The sequence below is a fragment of the Roseibium denhamense genome, assembly GCF_009711415.1.
GTDB classification, from domain to species: domain Bacteria; phylum Pseudomonadota; class Alphaproteobacteria; order Rhizobiales; family Stappiaceae; genus Roseibium; species Roseibium denhamense.
Window position 1 is genome coordinate 239,286 of the sequence record NZ_SMLZ01000116.1, and the last position, 18,166, is coordinate 257,451.

An 18,166-nucleotide genomic window follows, 5' to 3' on the forward strand; every position below is an offset into this window, starting at 1 on the left:
TCGATGAAATCCGCCGGGCTTGTGCCTGACCGTCCTAAGCCGGTGACGGACAAGCGCCCGGGCAATGCCCAGGCGCACCGGTTTGATCTCTCAAATCACGTCTGGGTTATCGAATCGGCGGGGCATACAGAACGCCGCCATCGTTCCACAGCGCATTTATGCCCCGGCTAATCTCCAGTGGTGTCTCGGGTCCGACATTGCGTTCGAACACATCACCATAGTTTCCGACAGCACGGATGATCCGGACGGCCCAATCCTTGTCGAGGCCAAGCGCCTCACCAAAATTTCCGTCAACACCCAGGAGACGCTTGATGGACGGGTTATCCGATCCAAGCATTTCGTCCACATTTTGCTGGGTGACGCCAAGTTCCTCGGCGTTGATCAAAACGTTCAGTGTCCACTTGGCAATGTTGAACCACTTATCATCGCCCTGGCGGACAACCGGCCCCAGGGGTTCCTTGGAAATGATTTCCGGCAGGATCATATGGTCTTCGGGATTGGTCAGTTTAAGCCGGTTGGCATGCAGGCCCGACTTGTCAGTCGTATAGACATCACAGCGCCCGGCGTCATAGGCCTGCGTGACTTCGTCATTCTTTTCGAATGCGACCACTTCATAGGGCATGTCATTGACCCGGAAATAATCCGCAACGTTGAGTTCCGTCGTCGTGCCGGTGGCCGTGCAGACCGACGCACCAGCAAGCTCCAGGGCCGATGTTATGCCCAGCTCCTTGCGGACCATCATGGCTTGGCCATCGTAGTACATCACGCCTGCAAAATTGGCCCCGAGATTGGTGTCGCGGGACATGGTCCAGGTTGTTGTGCGCGACAGAACATCAATCTCGCCCGATTGCAGCGCGGTAAACCGTTCCGGGGATGACAACGGCCGGAATTTCACAGCAGTCGGGTCATCAAAAACGGCGGCAGCGATAGCCCGGCAATAGTCTACGTCAAGGCCAGTCCAAGCTCCCTCCGCATCGGGATTGGAAAACCCGGGATTGCCCTGACTGACGCCGCAGGTGAAAAACCCGTTTTCCCGGACGGTGTCCAGGGTCGCGGCGGCCGCCGGCACGAAGTTCACGCCCAATGTTGCAATTGCAAGAATGATTTTCGAAGCAGTTCGTTTCATCAGTATTGTCCTCCTGAGGCTGGAAATACCGCTCCGGAAGACCTTGATTTCAAATGACCATTGCGAAAAATCTGTAGGTCCAATGGCAAAAAGCGCTATGGATTGGCATGAACATGGCGCAGCCTTGGCAGACAGGTTGCGCTTCGCAGGACAAGCGTTTCCCGCAGACCGCCGCTCTACCGTCCCGGCAAGCGAAAGGCCGGGGCACATCGCACAAGTAGGATAGAATGACCAGCAAGACCTCCAAACCGGCAAAAACCGACACTCTTCTTGCCCATGCGGGCCGTGACCCGTCGTCCTTCCACGGGTTTGTAAACCCGCCCGTTGTTCATGCCTCGACGGTGCTTTATCCCGACACCGGCACGATGGTGAGCAACGGCCAGCGCTATTCCTATGCCCGAAGGGGCAATCCGACGACAGATTCGCTGGAGGGAGCGCTGAGAGAGCTGGAAGGGGCGGCAGGTGTCAAACTGGCGAACTCTGGCCTGAACGCAATTGCACTGGCGATCCTCTCTTGCGTCAAGGCCGGTGATCATATCCTGATCGCGGACACGGCTTACGGCCCAACAAGGTATTTCGCCGATACTGTGCTGCCAGGGCTTAATGTGGATGTTGAGTATTACCCCCCGGCTCTCGGGGCGGACATCAAGGCGCTTTTCAAACCCAACACTACGGCAGTCTTCACAGAGGCACCGGGCTCCCTCACCTTTGAAATGCAGGATGTCCCGGCAATCGCCTCTGCCGCCCACGTAATCGGCGCAACTGTCCTTATGGATAACACCTGGGCGAGCCCCCTTTTCTGTCAGCCGATTTCACTCGGTGTCGATCTCTCCATTCAGGCCGGAACGAAATATATTGTCGGCCATTCCGACGTCATGCTTGGAACCATCGCCGCCAGCGAGAAAGCCTGGGCTGCGCTGGACACATTGACGGGCGCCATGGGCAGCCACGTTGCTCCGGACGACGTTTACCTCGGGCTCCGCGGTCTCAGAACACTCTCGGTCCGCCTGGAACGCCACCAGAAAAACACTGCCGCAGTGCTCGATTGGTTGAAGAACCAGCCGCATGTGGGCCAGATCCGCTATCCGGCACTGGAAACAGACCCTGGCTACAGTATCTGGCAACGTGATTTTTCGGGCGCCTCAGGCTTATGCGGTTTTGACTTCGCTGACGGTACCAGCCAACAAGCGGCCTATGCGTTCCTTGATGCGCTAGATGTTTTTGGGCTCGGTTATTCCTGGGGCGGCTTTGAAAGCCTGGCCATTCCAGTGCGGCTGAAAGGAATGCGATCCGCGACCCCCGTAGATCCGCAGCTTCAATCCGTGCGCCTTCATATCGGGCTAGAAGATCCGGAGGATCTGATCGCCGATATGGCTCAGGCATTCGACAAAGCTTTCAGCTGATTGATGGATTCCATGACAAAGTTTCATGGGATCAAAACATTGCGGCAGACGCCGGCGATGACGAAATGGTGGGGACCAGCCAACCGGAAAGGCACCGACCATGACCATCCAGCGCATTGCAGCTTTTTCTCACGGGGACACCGGTGGCAATCCGGCCGGTGTCCTCATTAGTCCGTCCCACCCTCCGGTCGACAAGATGCGGGCCATTGCAGCTGAGGTTGGATTTTCCGAGACCGCCTTTTCTGCACCTGACGCGGACGGCGCTTGGCGTGTCCGTTACTTTTCGCCCCAGTCTGAAGTGCCCTTTTGCGGGCACGCCACGATCGCGCTTGGATCCGCGCTTACCCGGCAGTTCGGACCGGGCACCTACAGACTGATCCTAAACAACAGCAATATCACGGTGGAAGGATCTGAAGACGGCGGCCTCTACACGGCTGCCCTACAATCCCCGCCGACCCGCAGCCGCCCCGCAGACGCTGATACCCTTCAAAAGGTCCTCACGCTTTTCGGTTTTGCTGAAGATCAGATTGATTATCGTATTCCGCCGGCAATTGTTCATGGCGGGGCGGATCATTTTTCCCTGACGTTGACGTCCCGCGAGGCTCTGGCGTCGATGGCATACGACCAGGAGGCCGGACGCCGGCTCATGGAGGACCATGGCTGGGTGACCATTATGCTGGCCTATTCTGAGAGCCCGCAGCAGTTCCATACCAGGAATGCATTTGCGTCCGGTGGGGTCTACGAGGATCCGGCAACAGGGGCTGCCAGTGCCGCTTTCGCTGGGTATCTGCGCGATATCGATTGGCCGCATGGCGGACGCATCGAAATCAGTCAAGGGGCCGACATGGGAATGCCGAGCCAAATTCATGCTGAAATCGGGGATGAAAAAAGCGGCTCAATCCGGGTCTCGGGGACCGCGCGGATCATGCAGGACCGGTAGGTGTTCACGCTGAGCGGAATGGATTTTGCGCAATACCCGCTCTGCACAACGTTCAGATCGTCGGGTCTTTCCGCTTTTCGTTGAAAATCAGCCAAAGGTTCCGGAAATAGATGAGTAGGCCGAGCCCTTGGCCTGCGATAAAGACCGGATCCTGACGCTGAATGGCATAGACTAGCAGCAGGGACCCGCCCGCCACCGAGAAAAACCAGAAGGCTACCGGAACTATGGACCGGCCGACGCGTTCGGAAGCGATCCACTGGATGACAAACCGCATCATGAACATGGCTTGAGCAAAGAAACCCAAGATGATCCAGAAATCGAATTGCTCGATGAAAACGGTATAGAACCAGTCAATCAGCGCGGTCATTACACGTCCAGTTAAGTTGTTGCCAGGCGGCGGTGTTATCCGGTCAAATACGGCTTATTTCAGGTTAGCGGGCGCACCGTCGGAATTTTTCTACGGCGTCGGCGCAGCCACCAGACACCCACAAGATCCAGAATTCCCACAAGAGCCCGGTCGAAGATACCGTATTTGGACGTACCGTGCCGCCTCTGCCGGTCCTGCACGTCGATATGGACGACGCCATAACCTTCCCGGATCACGAGAGCGGGCAAGAACCGGTGCCAGCTGTCAAAATACGGGATTTGCAAGAACACCTCACGGCGCAGGGCCTTGAGCCCGCACCCACTGTCTCGTGTGTTGTCCTTCAGAATTGCCCCGCGAACCTTGTTGGCAAACCTGGATGCATACCGTTTGGCAAGGCTTGCCTTGCGACCCAGACGCTGCCCTGCGGCCAGGGCGACAGACGGCCCGGCGGCTTCAAGCGCGTCCAGCAGTTGCGGGATATAGGCCGGATTGTTCTCGCCGTCGCCATCGATGGTGGCAACGACATCGCCACGGGCGTTTTGAACGCCTGTGCGGACCGCGCAGCTCTGCCCGCAAGATGTCTCATGGCGGATCGGTCTCAGCCAGTCATGGGTTGCGGCATAGTCCTGCAGCACGATGTCCGTCCCATCCGAAGAGCCGTCATCGATGACGATGACCTCGAATTTGCGGTCCTTCAGAGCGTTCTCGATTTCGTCCAAAAGGATTGGAAGGTTCTCAGCTTCATCCTTGGCGGGCACGACGACGGTCACCGCCAATGCACCTTTTGAGGCAGCCAGTCCTTCCATGTAGCTCTGTGTCATACGCCTGTCCGTTCTGCGGCTTGAGATCGACTGCCATCCAAGTGAATACGGGCTGCACCGCGCTGGCCGCGCGCAACCTGCCAAACCGCCCGCAGGCACGCTTTTGCAGAACGCGCACTCATGTTCGGAACGATCTTCCCGGCATCATTGAGATGAAAGCCGATCCGGCGCCGCGCCATGGCCCGCACCGTAAAGAATGTGAATGCCATGCCCAAGAGCGTTCCGGCGATCACGTCGCTGGGGTAATGGGCACCCACCATGACCCGGCTGAAAGCAATCCAGAAGGCGGCCACAATAATCAGCCAGCGATAGGCGGGGAAAATGAAAGCAAGGGCGGTTGCCAGTGCCGCGATTGTCGTGGAATGCCCCGATGGGAAGCTGGTGTAAGTCCCGTCAAACGCGAGGAAGTCGAACCGCACCGGCCCAACTTCTTCATAGAGTTTGGGACGCGCCCGGCCAAGCGACCACTTGAACGCGATCGCGATCAGGCCGGTGGCAGCCACAGAGTAGAAGATAAAGGTCGCGTAGGTGAACAGTGCCCCAACGGCCATACGCAGCCGGAAGGCATACTTGCCGGCATCCAATGCTAGCAGACCGAGGCAGGTCAGGCCGCTTGACCACAAAATCCAGTCGGATTTGCCGAAGTCGGTAAAGGCTCGGAAAGCGGCCCTATATTCACCGGGCAATGATCGCAGCCACGGATATGTCGGAACGTCGAACGCGACGACCGCGATCCCAACGGTCAAAAGAAGGACTGCAAGGATATCCTGCGGCCTCTGACCGGGGGGCAGCGGATCCCGGTTATGGACGGGGCGATCGCGGCGGCCTGCATACAGTATTGCTGCCCGCCGGGTGTTTCCGCGCATACGCGAAAAAGTTCGCCGGACAAAACTACTGCTGTTGCTCATCGTTTGTGTCTGTTCCCGTTGGTGCGGGGCCTTTCTGATAAAGCGCTATATCAACAAGGTCACCGCCATTGATGTTGAGGCCGTCTACCCTTTTTCGCACTACCGGCACAAGACCAATTTCGGAAGCAGCCGCCAAAAACGCCTGTTCTTCCCGGCTTTCAATAAGGGCGATATGGCACGCGGCTGCGGACGGTGCAGGTGCATTTTTCAAGAACTCCGCAGCCTCTTGGGTTGAGATGATCTGTGTGTTTGTACCTTCCAAGAAGATGAAACTCGGTTCGTGGAAGCCCGTCGTGACGACCTGACGTGCACTTTGCTGAGCGCACCCAGGGACCGTGTCCATGGCCTCAACGAGGCGGGGGCTGACCCAGATTGGCGTTAAAGCAGGGCCGACAAAGCCCCAAACACCAACGGCAACAAAGGCTGCCGCGCCCATGACGGGGAAAAGCGCGGCCAATGCCTGACCGCGTAACAAACGTCCAGCTGCGGCAAGCGCGAATACCGCACCGATGGCCGCCAGAACTGCTCCCGGCGGCGAGGGCCAGGCCCCCAGCACAAACGGACCAACGAAAGCAGCGGCAGCGACGCCAACGGCAGGCACTGCAAGAAGTATTGCACACAGCCATTTCACCCAAGGCCGGCTTGCTTGCCCTGCGCCATCCATCAGGGCCGCTGCCACAAGCATCGCTAAGGCCGGCAGGATCGGCATGGTGTAGTGCGGCAGCTTGGTGGCGACAATTTCAAACACGATCCAGGTCGGCACGGCCCAGCACAGGCAAAACACGACAAGGGCGCTGCTGCGCTCGCGCCAGATGACCGGCAAAGCCAGAATGAAGAATGCAGGCAACGGCCAGAAGACCCCAAACATTGCCCCAAGATGGGTCAAGGGCGGGGCGCCGTGTCCTTCCTGGCCCTCTCCTACTTTCCCAAGAAGATCCCGCCCGATGGCCTCCGTGAAAAATGTCCCATCGGTCGCAATCCAGATCGCAATCAGCCAGGGAAGAACCAGAAGCAGCATCCAAATCAGGCCGAGGATCGGAGAAGCCGCGTAAAACCAGCGCGCGCGCCGGCGCACAATCATCAGCCCAATCACCGTCAGGGAGACCACCATGGGCCCGACCGGCCCCTTAATCAGGATGCCGGCTGCCAGCGATGTCCAAAAAATAAAGCCAAGGCCCCAGAGACGCTCATCCGCCTCTTTCAACCAGATCCGCGCAAGCGCGCCCTGCGCGAGGATAATCGTGGCGAACAACATGGCGTCGGTCTTGGCAAGCCGCGCTTCAACACCGACTATAATGGCCAGGGCCACGAAGGTTGAGGCCACCAAGGCGGGAGCCGGTCCCATAAAGGCTCTTGCAGCCCAAAAGGTTGCCAGAACGGACAGCACCGCCCCGATCAGGGATGGCAGCCGGTACACCCAGAGCGGCGCTTCCTCATTATAGCCCGTCGCCTTGGCCGCTGCCGCCTGGAGCCAATAGATACCGACCGGTTTCTTGTGGCGGGCCTGGTCCTGGAAACGGATATCGATGTAATCGTCCGTCTCCAGCATCTGTTTGGTGGCCTGAGTGTAGCGCGGCTCATCCCGGTCAAGCGGCGGGACGGTCCACTGTCCCGGCACAAACAGCACCAAAGACAACAGCAGCAGAAACAGAGGAGCGCTTAGGTCATGACCGAAAACGCGAAGCCAGACCGGCTTTTTGACAGGTCCAGCATTTGCAGCCCCGGCTACGCCTGCGGAGCCATTGTCCTGGCCACCTTCAGCCATTTCTGCTGTATCGGATTTCGTTGACATCAATCCTCGTTCCACTGATTTGTTCCTGCCGCCGGCGGTATTGTTCAACGGCAAGGCCAGTTCTGTCACGGTTCCTACATGAGGTTTTGGCAAAGGGAAACACGAACTTGTCCAACGCCCAGCCTAGCCAATAGGAATAGGCAGCACTTCCAACAACTTGCACAGATTGTCCTCATGACATTGATCGCCCATATCACCGACCTTCACCTGCGCCCGCGCGGACTTCCCTGTTACCGTGTTTCAGACACCAATATGCTCGCCGAACGAGCGATGGCCGCCTTGCGCGCGCTGCAACCACGGCCAGATGCCGTTGTCATTACAGGCGATCTGACGGACCGTAGTGACCCGCGTGAATATGCCGTTGCCCGCAACCTGCTTGCCCGGCTCGATCTACCGGTCTTCATTGTTCCCGGCAATCACGACAGCACAGATGACATGCGCCGTGAAATGGACGCTTTCCTGGGGCCGGTAAACGCCAATACGGGCAAAATCTGCTACAGCACGGACATTGGAGACATTCGGCTCGTCGCCCTTGATACGCATATGCCGGGAAAACCTACCGGGGAAATCGGGAAAGATCAGCTTCTCTGGCTACAAAAGGAACTGTCCGCGCATCCAAAGCCGACACTGATCGCCCTGCACCATCCGCCAGCCCTGAGCGGCATTGCCCATATGGACGCGATCGGTCTGATTGACGCCCCTGCCCTTGCCGAGGTTATCCAACCGCACGCGCATGTTGAACGGCTCTTATGCGGACACTTGCACCGTCCGATCATTTCCGGATTTGCCGGGAAAATCATGACATTGGCACCGAGTACCTGCCATCAGGTTGTCTTGGACCTGACCGAAAATGGGCCAGCGCATTTCAACTTCGAGCCCGCGGCCTTTTTCCTGCACCGTTACACACAGGAAACCGGTACAGTCACACACACGGCCTATGTCGAATCGTATCCGGGTCCTTATGATTTCTTCTCAGATCCAGGCGTGACCTGGCCAGGAGATGATGCCACATGACACCAGACCCGTTCTATCCTTCAGTCCTCGCAAGGGCATTTGCCGTACTTTGCTTGCTCTTCGTTGCAGCATGCGGTGCCCTGCCCGGCGGTAGCGATCTGCAGGATAAGACGGTTCTGACGGATGTGCCGGTCAGCAGTACCGAGATGCTCTCCCTGCTCAATGCCTACCGCCAGCAAAACGGGCTGCCGCCGCTCCGGCACGACCCAAGGCTCGATCAGGTCTCCCAAGGCATGGCGCAGCACATTGCCAAGCGCGACAGCATGGATACCTGGCAACACAGCGCATTCGGCCTGTCGAGCCGCTTGGAGAAGGCCGACTACCCGAATTATGCAGGCGCTGAGAACCTTGGGGCGGGATATGCGGACCTCGGCGCCGCGTTTCGGGGCTGGCAGGGGTCATCGGGCCACAATAAGAACCTCCTCAACCCCTATGTCACGCGCGTTGGAATAGCCCGGACCAACCGGAACACAGGAACCTGGCGGAACTTCTGGGTCATGACGTTGTCCCGGCCTGTTTCCGATGGCCGCCCAGGTTAAGAAGCGCCGCATCTGGTTCCAACGTCAGAGCGTGCGCGATCCGCGTTGATCTAACCCCGATAGCTGTTTGATTGAGAGATGGTCGTGGATCTTTGGGTGGATCTGATGAAACGCCTGATGCTCTTGACCACAAACTTGCTCCTCACCGTCCTGGCGCTGAAACCCGCTCAGTGCACACCGAGACTTGAGCCGACCTGCAAACCCATGTGCCTAGAACGGAAAAGGCCTTGCTGCGAATTCCTCTTCGCTCGCCCGTTGCTGCCGCCAGCCGCGGTCGACCACGCCTTGAAACAGGCGCTCCTTGCCAAACCGGGGCTGCCAGGAACACAAATCCGCAGAAAACAATTTTACGCACGGGATCTTAAGATCGTCGCGGGTCGCGTCAAACTCCCAGATCTGAAAGTCCCGGGCCGCGAGGTCGTCCAGCAAGGCCGCAAACGAATACTCTGTCATAAGACCGGCGCTGTCCGCCATTGGCGCCGATTGAAGCGGCAGGTCATCGAAGACACTGCGCCCGCGCGCGTACGCAAGATGAGACGGCACCTTTCCCGTCGAAGCCATGTAAGCTTTGTCCATCAAGCGGAGTGAATTTTCCGACTGAAGCATCTCTGTAGCAGCACTTTGAAGTGCGGCGACGAAGGTCCAGCCCGCACCGGCGCCTAGTGCTGTGTCTTTTCCGTCCGGACTGCAAGAAATCGACACTGCGATATGCACCGGTAAATCCGTATCAACGGCGAGGCAAAAGGTTTGCCGGCTTCTATTCGCGAGAAAACGCGTTAGACTTTCGTCTAATTTTTCTTGCAGAATCCGATTTTCGACGCGGGTTATCCCCAGCCGGTTGTACCACATTTGGGCGACTGCATCGCGCTCGGCGAGCTCAAGAAGCGCCCGTTCGCGCGCGCCCGCCCTGTCCGTCCAGACGGCACATCCACTTGTCGATGTCAGACCCGGACCCAACCGGTCCAAGGGCCCGCTGCAGTCAAGGAAAACCATTTCTGGAGGCAGGCGACCTGTCGTACGCCCGTCCAGGCGCACGACATCGACCCAATCCTCATCTTCATTTCGGTGCGGAGCAGAGGAACCCCTGTGTGACGCCGGCTCCTGCTTGAATTGTTCAAGGGAAATTGCCTGGGCTGGGCTGAAACCAAGGATCGGAAAATAATCTACCATTGGTTGCTTTTCGGGTTTTGCGGCGGATATCCTGTCCACCCGCCCAGATCGGCAAAGGCTTATCCGTTCAGCTAATTCGCCAAGACAACTCAAGACTGCATCGGCATCGGTGAGACCTTGCCCGCCTGCCGGAAGCCGAACCGGAGAAGCACCTGCCCCATCGGCAACAGAGACAATCCCGGTCCAAAATTTGACCGGGCATTCCCCCGTTGTCATCGGTCTCAGGTCGGGATTGAAGGAGGACAAAAGAGGCGCAAACGGCATGAGCGCTTCTGCGATGGTGATGCCGTCTTGTCCGTCCGGTCCGGTTACGGCTTTTGCAAGTCCGGAATGCTCCAAGGCTTTTAGGTGGTCCATCAAGTTACTCTTGCCCAACTGGGTACATATTCAACTCGCATTCTTCCAACTAGCCCAGCATTACTTGAATTTTAAACTGCCCTCAGTAATTGCACCGCTGCGCGTATTCACAATATAGGTTGTAATTTTTGAGCGCCTCCGGTTAGCGTTGAAAGTGGAACAGGCAAGTAATCGAAGCCTTCAAGAAGCGTATAACTTCGAAATACTTCCATTGTCCAACAGCGTCAAACAAACCGGCCAAACAAAGCCGGCTACCTGGAGAACGACAATGCGTACAGACAAGTATACCCAAAACACTGTCGAGTTGGGCCGCAAGCTGGCGTCCATTATTTCCGACCCAGCAGCCCGTGATGCCTTTCTGGCAGACACAGAAACGGCCCTTCAGAAAAACGGTGGCAATTCCGAGCTTACTGTCTACGCCGATACTGTTGACCATGTTCATCTGATCATCCCGGCGCAGGTCGACGCGACGCGTGTGGCCGCAGATGATGCTGCATATTTTGAGGAACTCGGCCGCCTCGCGCTCGGCAACTGTGTCTACAAGGAAGAACTGCCGGAGTGATTTTTCAAACAAGGCCGGGCAGCGCCCGGCCTTTGGTGGACAGGAGACTTCTCATGGCACGGTTCCCATTCTACAGGCAGAACATCCAAGCTTTGGGACGTTTGATTGCTGAGGCAAGGCTTGATGAAAACAAGCGGAAAGCTCTCATCGACAACCCCAAGAAGTATCTGGCTGAAATTGGTCTGCCTGAAAAAACCACCGAACTCATGTCATTCGCGGTGATCGACGATCCGGACCGGAAATCGGTTGCCCTCCCCTATAAATTGGATACCGAACTGGTCCGGTCAGACGACAGCAGCTATCTTGGCAGTCTGGGCGCCCAATTCCAAAGAGCGCACTAGGCTTGGTGGCCACCGCCGAAAAAGAAGCGTTTGACCAAGGTCACCCCCTGATCGTAGCGGTGCCTCGTCCGGGGGTCTTGGAAGAAATTTGATTTCGCGGCCCATTCCTCAGGATTATGGAGCCCCAGTCCGGTGTTTTTCACGATCGCATCATATTTCTCGCGATAGCGCTCCAAGACTTGCAGGGCCTCTGGCTCCCGGCCGGCGCAGACCAAAGCAGCAACACGTGTTGTGAGGCCAGATATGCTGCTTTGAGAGGCCCTTTCGACAAACTTTGCAGCCATGTCGTAGTCTTCTGAAGCGAAATAGACATTGGCATAATATTCATAGAACAGTCTTGGAACTGCAGCCACCAGAGACATCGCTTCTTCCGCATTCCGCCTAGCCAATGCGACGTCGCCCGAAAATGCCAAACCCTCGGCAACCGACATCAGATTGGTTGGGTCAACGGTATTCAACCTGCCCGCTTGAAGGAATGCACGGCGCGCCATATCCGGCATATCCGACTGAAGCAAAGCCCAACCATGGGCCCTCTGGTTCCACGGCTGCCAGGGATCCAGGGTCACGGCTCTTTCGCAGAGGGACAAAATACTATCCATCTGCATCCCACGGTCTTTTTCCTTCACTGGATAATTGACCAGGTGCTTTAGGTTGATCATGGCTTTGGCCGAGAACACCATGGAAAAGTTATTGTAGTTGCCTTCCAATTCCTCAAGCAATTGCAGGGCTTTACGGTCTGAACCTGGATCGAACTCCCACATCAAAGCTTCGGCTTGGCACCAGCGCGCAAATGCGGCGCTGTTTTTTGGGTCGCGCAACCTGTTTGTCGTATGAAGATGGATCCGGCTGATCGTGTGACTGGCAGCGGCATGGACGCTATCCCACAGGCGCAGGTCCACTATTTCGTTGAAAACGATCCGGCCATCGGCGCGGTCTTCGAACTGGATCGCCGTCTTGCCGCTCTGTTCATTGTGACGGAACTTCAGGAGGTAACTGCCCAGTTCGGAGCCGTTGACCAGCATTGACGAAGCCGGATCATCAAAACCTCCGCCCCCCTCATAAAGATCATATGAGCGAAAGCCTGAAAGACCGGCAATGACTTCGTCCTTCAAATGCTGGATCTCAATCAGTTCTTGCTTGTTGATTTCGCTCGACAATATGGAAACCGAAGGCAGGATGATTTCACCCGTCTTTTTCGCTGTCTGTTGCAGAGCACGCTGGTCGCGAGCCTGCCGGGCAGCCGGTACACCATGGCCCATTGCAGCGCGCGGCAACTGATCTTCCAGAAGCGCTCTGGTTTCCTCTGACGGCTCAATATCGAGATGCAGCTGAAGTTCACGCTCGCAACTCTTGAGTTGATGTTCGGCCCGCTCTCGTTGGCCAAGGGCGAGATAGAGCCTCATGAGCACTCTGTGCGCGGTTTCAAATGCCGGATCCATTTTCAGAAGAAACAAGGCCCCGGCTTCAACGCGAACTCCATCATCGCTTGTATCTTCCGGATCCAGGTCTTTAAGAACGAGCGAGAAAATATCCGCATTGATCCTTTCCCGTTCGACCACGAGCCATGCGCCGAATTCCGGATCGAGATCTTCATAGCCGGCTAGAAAGTCTCCGCGCCACAATTCCGCGGCTGCCCGAAATGCCTGCGCACTGCCGTCTTCGATCAACTCGCCGAGGCACAATAAATCAGATTGGAACACCGCACTGTCGACGTGAAGATGGCCGCTGGAGGACATGACATAGTCAACGCCCGCTTCCGTTTCCGCGGATTTGAGCTGCTTGAGCGCTTGGCGCAAAGACTGCATTGCCTTGAGACGTTCCGCATTGCTCCACAGGAGATCTGCCAGGCGGTCACGGCTGTCACCCATGCTGCGCTGGCGGATCAAATACCCCAGAATCGCTAATGCTTTACGTGTCTTTACGGATATGGGATCGCCATCCGCTCCGATCAGCAATGGACGTCCCAAACAGGCAAAATAGGGGCCGTTTGCCATCAATTCCCCATGCTGTTGCAGTCATGTTCATAATACTTAGGCGTTACAACCGCCGACACTAGAACAACCCGTAATACAACATCAGTCTATCACGGTCGTTTCACGCTGAAAACGCATGTTAGGACTGATGTTGGCTTTGTATCCGTCCGGTCTGGGCGGGAGAGATAGAACCGGTGGGTGGTTATTATGTCTAAAACAGCGTACTCGCAACAAGCGCCCGATTTCGAGCAGGAGCCTGCGATTGAGGCCATCAAGCGGATGATCCGCTACACCAAGAAGGAGTCCGACAAGGACGGCCGGACATTTTGCTCCTACTTCCTGGACATGGCGCTGCAGTCACTAGAAGACGGATCCGAAGACCTTGATACAATGCTGAAAAGCAAGATTACGCCGTTGATGGTTGGACAAGCCGCGGCCGAACAAAGTTCGTCACGCAACTCGTAAGTCTGCGCTGCGTATCGGCCAAACGAGCTCAATTTCTTTGAGTTTGGGCTCCTTGCCGGGCAAATGATTGCCGTCCCGTTGCCGGTCTCGGGGCGGCTTTATATTTGCGGGGCGCACCTTATGCAGACCGTCGCGTTGCGATGATCAAGACAGCGCTTGTTTCAACAATGCATTGTCCAACAGATGCATTGTCCCGCAGATATAGGTACGCGGACACGGTAATCGTTTCTGGCATTTTTGAATGGTGGCGACCCCGGCAGGATTCGAACCTGCGACCATTCGCTTAGAAGGCGAGTGCTCTATCCAGCTGAGCTACGGGGCCATTTAAGTTGGTTTCTATCGGCTCTTACATGCGCAAACACTGCTCTCATGTCGATAGGGATTTTCCAGTTTCAACAGGCAATCAGGCGTGTTTGCGTCCGCATACTGTCTGCGTAAGGGCGCAGCAGACCATGCTCCATCGCCAGATTAATGCGTCCAGGGGGCCGCTCTGTTAAACTTGAAGTTATCCGCATAAGCTGCACCGCGGACCTTCCGCTCCTTTGCCTTTTCTACCCGGTAAGGCACGCCATTGCGCTTGGCGTAAGCCACAGCCTCTTCTTGCGTATCGAAATACATCCGCACCTGTTGCTTCATGTCGGATGAAGACGTGTAGCCCATCAATGGTTCGACGGATTTGGCCTGTTCCGGCTCAAAATCCAGCACCCAACGTTGCAGTTTCGCCTTGCCAGACTGCATAGCCGTTTTTGCCGGACGATAAATGCGCGCAACCATAGTTGTTCAGTCCTTGTTGGATGCCCCGGAAACTCTCAGATTGAGTTTAAAGCTTTTTCCCATCTTTCCGGTGGAAGTCAACTCTGTTTTCGCTGCGACCGAACCTGTAAGTCGAAACGTCAGCTGCCACAGTGGCTCCTTTCCCGGATCACGCGCAATATCAATCCAAACGCTCGTTATGACGCCCCACAACCATGACAAGCATTCATTAACACTGGCGTTGGATTTTCTAAGGTCACCCAAAAGTGACGTAGCGGGATTTTGCAACCTATGCTATGAAGCAGGCTATGTTGATCGGCTCCTGCGGACCAAATCCGCCGGGGTCTGTTTTGATGTCTATGGCTCTCAGGCACATGCACTGCGACCGGGCATATAACAAGAACAAGGGCCGGACCATGCACCGTACTCACTACCGTCCGTTAGAAACATATGTACCCGAGCACATCCAACCGTGTTCGAAGCCGGCTTCGGATCTGAAAGCCGCAATTGAAGCCGCAAATCTCGGGGATATGTGGTCGATGATCCTGACGCTCGATTATGGCGTTTCGGAAGTGGAAGAACTTTCCGTCGAAAAACAAGACGAATTCCTGAATGTCATGGCGTTGCTGCTCAAGGCTTACCAAAGTTAAGTGAAGGACCTGTTTTGCTGACCCGTCCGAAATCTGTCTTTTCGGAAATAGGCACCCGGGCCATCGAAAATGGCTTGGCGGACCCAACCATCTCGGCGTTTTACGAGGCAATCATGTCAGCGCCAGCCGGGAAGACACAGGAAGCCTTGAAGGAATTCCTGCCGCAGCTCAGTCTGTGCTCGGACAAGGTCTCGCCCCTTGTGCCACCTCCGATTTTCTACGTCGGAAGAGACAGTGGGCAGCGGCATCTTTTCGGAGATGATTGGGCATCGCCGGAAACCTCCACAACGCCTCTTAGAACACCGGATCCTGACCTTGAGCGGATCTCGGCGGAGGCCTATATGCGCGCCTTGAATGACGAGCCCTATTACGGCTATGCGCGCACGGTGGTCCAGGCCGGCAGCCAAAGCTATGAAGTCGCTTTCGAGCGCCTGATTGTGACACTGCGCCCGTCTCCGGTGGCGGACTACAGAATTTGCGCTTATCTCGGCATCATCCAGGATCTGCAGAAGACGACCTGAGAACGAGCTCGGCGAGACCCTGAATGTCGTTTCGCGTTGCGTAGACAAGCCAGTCATCTTCGCGGATGTGTCCGGGGGCGATCCGCCAATGAGTACCCCTGGGCACAAACCGCCGGTATCCGACCCTTATTCCGAACCCTTTCTCTGCACTCGCAGCAGCCATGAGCCCGTAAAGATAGTCGGGTGACCACTTCAAGAGAGACACAAGAAATCCCAATTGGGTCAAAGGCTCGGCAAGGCCCTGACCTCTGATATCCCGGCGCAGCCACAGGTTTCCATGATAAACGATCCGGCCCCGCATAAAATATGCATCGTGCGCGTGATCGGTCCCGAACTTGGCCTGCGGGTTGGGGTCTACAAACAGACGGCGCTGCTGCTGGTCCCAGTGATCGGCAAGGCTCCGGTCCAGAAGGTCTTCCACTTTTGCCGCCTGGACAGACACAATGTCACCGCGCTCATCATATGCGCCGATCCAGAAGGCGGTGGCTCCGTGGAGATCGAAGAACCGCGGCGAGAAGTCCTCCATCAGGTACTTGTCCTCCGTCGCCTTCACGGTCTTTTCAAATAGCGTAAAGTCGGAACTTTCTTTCAGGCTCAAACCTGTCTTGCCGATTTTGGTCTGCAGGTAGGAAATGGCCGTGGTGACGTCCAAAATGGCGTCTTGATACGGATCGACCCTTTTGTCCATGCCCGTCCAGCGGCCGCCGGAGCTAGAACCGCTGCCTCTCTGAATTGAAAATCCCCTCGTTTCAGAGTGCGGGCGAAGCCAGCCGGGCACAAGCAGAGCGCGATTCTGTCCCCAGTGTTATCCCGGTAATTGATGGATTGTTTGCTCGAGCGCACGCAATAGGCCGTCAAGGACTGCGTTGCCGTCTAATCGATTATTAGGAGAAAAGTGGTCGGGGCAGCAAGATTCGAACTTGCGACCCTCTGGTCCCAAACCAGATGCGCTACCAGGCTGCGCTATACCCCGAGCCGTTGATTTGTGCGGGTTTATAGCCGTTCCCTCAGTCCGTCAAGCGAGAACAGAACATGAAAATCAACCCGTTGTGGACAAAGGCAGGTGAACCAATCCGGCCTTGGTTCCAAGACGAGGCCACAGACTATTCAGGTGGAAGATATGAAACCCGGACCAATACGCCCTCCCCTTCATGGAGAATGGCGGCTTCACGATCACCGTGTCACAACCGCTCCTAATCTAAAAAGGTCACGGTTTGGCGTCTGTGATCGATGGCGATGCCATTACGTCGCCCGGTTTGATACCCAGTTTTTTCGAGGTTCCCGCATTGAGTTCGAGCACAAAGCGCGATGGGTAGTTGGAGGGAATGACCCGCTCGGAGTAAGGCAGCGTATCTTCGGCGATGCTGACAATCTTCCCGGCACCGTTGGCGTAAATGATATCCAGGGAAAGCGGCGTGTTCTTCATCCAGAAAAAACGTTCGCCCTCGCTTTCAAAAATGAAAAGCATGCCGTGGTCCGCCGCCATCGCTTCGCGGAACATTAATCCGCGCGCCCGTTCACGGTCCGTTTTTGCAACTTCGACCTGGAAGACATGTTCGCCTCCGTCCGATTGGATCGTGAGCGTCTCCATTGCCAGCCGGTCGGGAACATCTTGCGCTTTGACCAGTCCTGACAGGGCTACGAAGACGAGTGCCGTGAAAACAATCTGGACAATCTTTGTCGGACGGAACTGGAGCAGCATCGGCACCTCAGCAGGAACAATTTTCTGGGCTGATTTGAACGTAGTGCCAGTGACGGCAAGAAAAAGGCCGGAACATGTCCGGCCAAGAGGTCAACGCTGATCAGATCGCTACGCTACGCACTCAATGAGAGGACGGAATGTGTGTTCCGGTTCCAAGCGGGCGGATTTCAGCAGCCATCCGTCCTTTGGGTCCTGTGCCGAACCGCACCAGAACTTCCTGCCCCGGCCGCAATTCGGTAATGCCAAACCGCCGCAGTGTCTCCATGTGGACGAAGATGTCTTCGCTGCCCTCGCCCTGGGTCAGGAAGCCGAAGCCTTTGACCCGGTTGAACCATTTGACACTTGCCTTTTCGAACCCGGTCTCGGCAACCACCTGGACGTGGGTGCGTGACGGCGGAAGCTGCGACGGATGCACCGCCGTGCTTTCATCCATCGACAGGATCCGGAAGGCTTGCAGCCCCCGCGGGCGGTCGAGCACTTCGCACACAACCCGCGCGCCTTCATAGGCGGTCTGGTAGCCGTCCCGCCGCAGGCAAGTCACGTGCAAAAGAATATCGGCTTCCCCGCTGTCAGGCACGATGAATCCGTAGCCCTTGCCAACGTCAAACCACTTAATGGTTCCGGCGATCTCGAATACATCAACAGCAACATCATCTGTCAGCGCTTCGAGTGCGCGGGGATCCTGTGCGGTTTTAGCCCCCATAGCGTTGTGTCCCGTCTCTGGTCCGCATTTGGTAAAGCACGAGAAACGACTCACTTCGT

General features: G+C 56.5%; 20 protein-coding genes and 2 tRNA genes. 9 read left to right on the forward strand and 13 right to left on the reverse strand.

Going from position 1 to position 18,166, the window contains the following annotated elements; genetic code table 11:
* Positions 1-106: 106 nt before the first annotated feature.
* Positions 107-1,126, reverse strand: coding sequence for an amino acid ABC transporter substrate-binding protein (locus tag E1180_RS21055; protein ID WP_155194539.1), 1,020 nt, complete (start codon positions 1,124-1,126; stop codon positions 107-109).
* Between the two features lie 227 nt (positions 1,127-1,353).
* On the opposite strand from E1180_RS21055, the gene metC reads away from it, so the two are divergent.
* Both metC and E1180_RS21065 read left to right on the forward strand, forming a co-directional pair.
* Positions 1,354-2,529: a cystathionine beta-lyase gene (gene metC, locus E1180_RS21060; protein WP_155194541.1), complete on the forward strand. Its 1,176-nt coding sequence runs from the start codon at positions 1,354-1,356 to the stop codon at positions 2,527-2,529.
* Positions 2,530-2,629: 100 nt separating this feature from the next.
* A complete protein-coding gene (locus E1180_RS21065; RefSeq protein ID WP_155194543.1) occupies positions 2,630-3,469 on the forward strand; it encodes a PhzF family phenazine biosynthesis protein in 840 nt (279 codons plus the stop codon).
* A 52-nt stretch (positions 3,470-3,521) separates the two neighbouring features.
* Here the strand turns inward: E1180_RS21065 and E1180_RS21070 are convergent, their stop codons facing one another.
* Genes E1180_RS21070 through E1180_RS21085 form a run of 4 tightly spaced genes read right to left on the reverse strand, consistent with a single transcriptional unit; the run spans position 3,522 to position 7,357 of the window.
* Positions 3,522-3,836 carry a lipid-A-disaccharide synthase N-terminal domain-containing protein gene (locus tag E1180_RS21070; protein WP_155194546.1) on the reverse strand — a complete coding sequence of 105 codons (315 nt, stop codon included), beginning with the start codon at positions 3,834-3,836 and terminating at the stop codon, positions 3,522-3,524.
* A 59-nt stretch (positions 3,837-3,895) separates the two neighbouring features.
* Complete coding sequence (locus E1180_RS21075) at positions 3,896-4,657, reverse strand: glycosyltransferase family 2 protein (RefSeq protein ID WP_155194548.1); 762 nt, start codon at positions 4,655-4,657, stop codon at positions 3,896-3,898.
* Positions 4,654-5,565: a phosphatase PAP2 family protein gene (locus tag E1180_RS21080; protein WP_155194550.1), complete on the reverse strand. Its 912-nt coding sequence runs from the start codon at positions 5,563-5,565 to the stop codon at positions 4,654-4,656. The genes E1180_RS21075 and E1180_RS21080 overlap by 4 nt, the downstream gene beginning before the upstream one ends.
* Entirely contained in the window at positions 5,549-7,357 is a 1,809-nt protein-coding gene (locus E1180_RS21085) for an ArnT family glycosyltransferase (RefSeq protein ID WP_208997287.1), read from the reverse strand. The genes E1180_RS21080 and E1180_RS21085 overlap by 17 nt, the downstream gene beginning before the upstream one ends.
* A gap of 174 nt (positions 7,358-7,531) precedes the next feature.
* Between E1180_RS21085 and E1180_RS21090 the strand changes: the two genes are divergently transcribed.
* Both E1180_RS21090 and E1180_RS21095 read left to right on the forward strand, forming a co-directional pair.
* Positions 7,532-8,371, forward strand: coding sequence for a phosphodiesterase (locus tag E1180_RS21090; RefSeq protein WP_155194552.1), 840 nt, complete (start codon positions 7,532-7,534; stop codon positions 8,369-8,371).
* Positions 8,368-8,910: a CAP domain-containing protein gene (locus E1180_RS21095; protein WP_155194554.1), complete on the forward strand. Its 543-nt coding sequence runs from the start codon at positions 8,368-8,370 to the stop codon at positions 8,908-8,910. The genes E1180_RS21090 and E1180_RS21095 overlap by 4 nt, the downstream gene beginning before the upstream one ends.
* Before the next feature lie 210 nt (positions 8,911-9,120).
* Here the strand turns inward: E1180_RS21095 and E1180_RS21100 are convergent, their stop codons facing one another.
* On the reverse strand, positions 9,121-10,437 hold the full coding sequence (locus E1180_RS21100; RefSeq protein ID WP_155194557.1) for a YcaO-like family protein: 1,317 nt from the start codon (positions 10,435-10,437) through the stop codon (positions 9,121-9,123).
* Positions 10,438-10,705: 268 nt separating this feature from the next.
* Between E1180_RS21100 and E1180_RS21105 the strand changes: the two genes are divergently transcribed.
* Both E1180_RS21105 and E1180_RS21110 read left to right on the forward strand, forming a co-directional pair.
* Positions 10,706-10,999, forward strand: coding sequence for a hypothetical protein (locus E1180_RS21105; protein ID WP_155194559.1), 294 nt, complete (start codon positions 10,706-10,708; stop codon positions 10,997-10,999).
* 53 nt (positions 11,000-11,052) lie between these two features.
* On the forward strand, positions 11,053-11,340 hold the full coding sequence (locus tag E1180_RS21110; RefSeq protein WP_155194562.1) for a hypothetical protein: 288 nt from the start codon (positions 11,053-11,055) through the stop codon (positions 11,338-11,340).
* Here the strand turns inward: E1180_RS21110 and E1180_RS21115 are convergent.
* The gene (locus E1180_RS21115; RefSeq protein ID WP_155194564.1) at positions 11,337-13,334 is read right to left on the reverse strand and encodes an AfsR/SARP family transcriptional regulator; all 1,998 of its coding nucleotides are present in this window, start codon (positions 13,332-13,334) and stop codon (positions 11,337-11,339) included. The genes E1180_RS21110 and E1180_RS21115 overlap by 4 nt on opposite strands.
* A gap of 186 nt (positions 13,335-13,520) precedes the next feature.
* Between E1180_RS21115 and E1180_RS21120 the strand changes: the two genes are divergently transcribed.
* Complete coding sequence (locus E1180_RS21120; protein WP_155194566.1) at positions 13,521-13,778, forward strand: hypothetical protein; 258 nt, start codon at positions 13,521-13,523, stop codon at positions 13,776-13,778.
* A gap of 245 nt (positions 13,779-14,023) precedes the next feature.
* Here E1180_RS21120 and E1180_RS21125 read toward each other — a convergent pair.
* Both E1180_RS21125 and E1180_RS21130 read right to left on the reverse strand, forming a co-directional pair.
* Positions 14,024-14,100 (reverse strand) — tRNA-Arg (locus E1180_RS21125).
* A 146-nt stretch (positions 14,101-14,246) separates the two neighbouring features.
* Positions 14,247-14,552 carry an ETC complex I subunit gene (locus E1180_RS21130; protein WP_155194568.1) on the reverse strand — a complete coding sequence of 102 codons (306 nt, stop codon included), beginning with the start codon at positions 14,550-14,552 and terminating at the stop codon, positions 14,247-14,249.
* A gap of 332 nt (positions 14,553-14,884) precedes the next feature.
* Between E1180_RS21130 and E1180_RS21135 the strand changes: the two genes are divergently transcribed.
* On the forward strand, positions 14,885-15,181 hold the full coding sequence (locus E1180_RS21135; RefSeq protein ID WP_155194571.1) for a hypothetical protein: 297 nt from the start codon (positions 14,885-14,887) through the stop codon (positions 15,179-15,181).
* A gap of 14 nt (positions 15,182-15,195) precedes the next feature.
* Entirely contained in the window at positions 15,196-15,702 is a 507-nt protein-coding gene (locus tag E1180_RS21140; protein WP_155194573.1) for a hypothetical protein, read from the forward strand.
* Here the strand turns inward: E1180_RS21140 and E1180_RS21145 are convergent.
* The 4 genes from E1180_RS21145 to E1180_RS21160 form a co-directional block, all read right to left on the reverse strand.
* Positions 15,674-16,390: a hypothetical protein gene (locus E1180_RS21145; protein ID WP_155194575.1), complete on the reverse strand. Its 717-nt coding sequence runs from the start codon at positions 16,388-16,390 to the stop codon at positions 15,674-15,676. The two genes, E1180_RS21140 and E1180_RS21145, sit on opposite strands and share 29 nt — an antisense overlap.
* 208 nt (positions 16,391-16,598) lie before the next feature.
* Positions 16,599-16,675 (reverse strand) — tRNA-Pro (locus E1180_RS21150).
* Positions 16,676-16,909: 234 nt separating this feature from the next.
* A complete protein-coding gene (locus E1180_RS21155) occupies positions 16,910-17,404 on the reverse strand; it encodes a DUF192 domain-containing protein (protein ID WP_208997288.1) in 495 nt (164 codons plus the stop codon).
* Positions 17,405-17,525: 121 nt separating this feature from the next.
* On the reverse strand, positions 17,526-18,107 hold the full coding sequence (locus tag E1180_RS21160; protein WP_155194577.1) for a cold-shock protein: 582 nt from the start codon (positions 18,105-18,107) through the stop codon (positions 17,526-17,528).
* Positions 18,108-18,166: the final 59 nt, after the last annotated feature.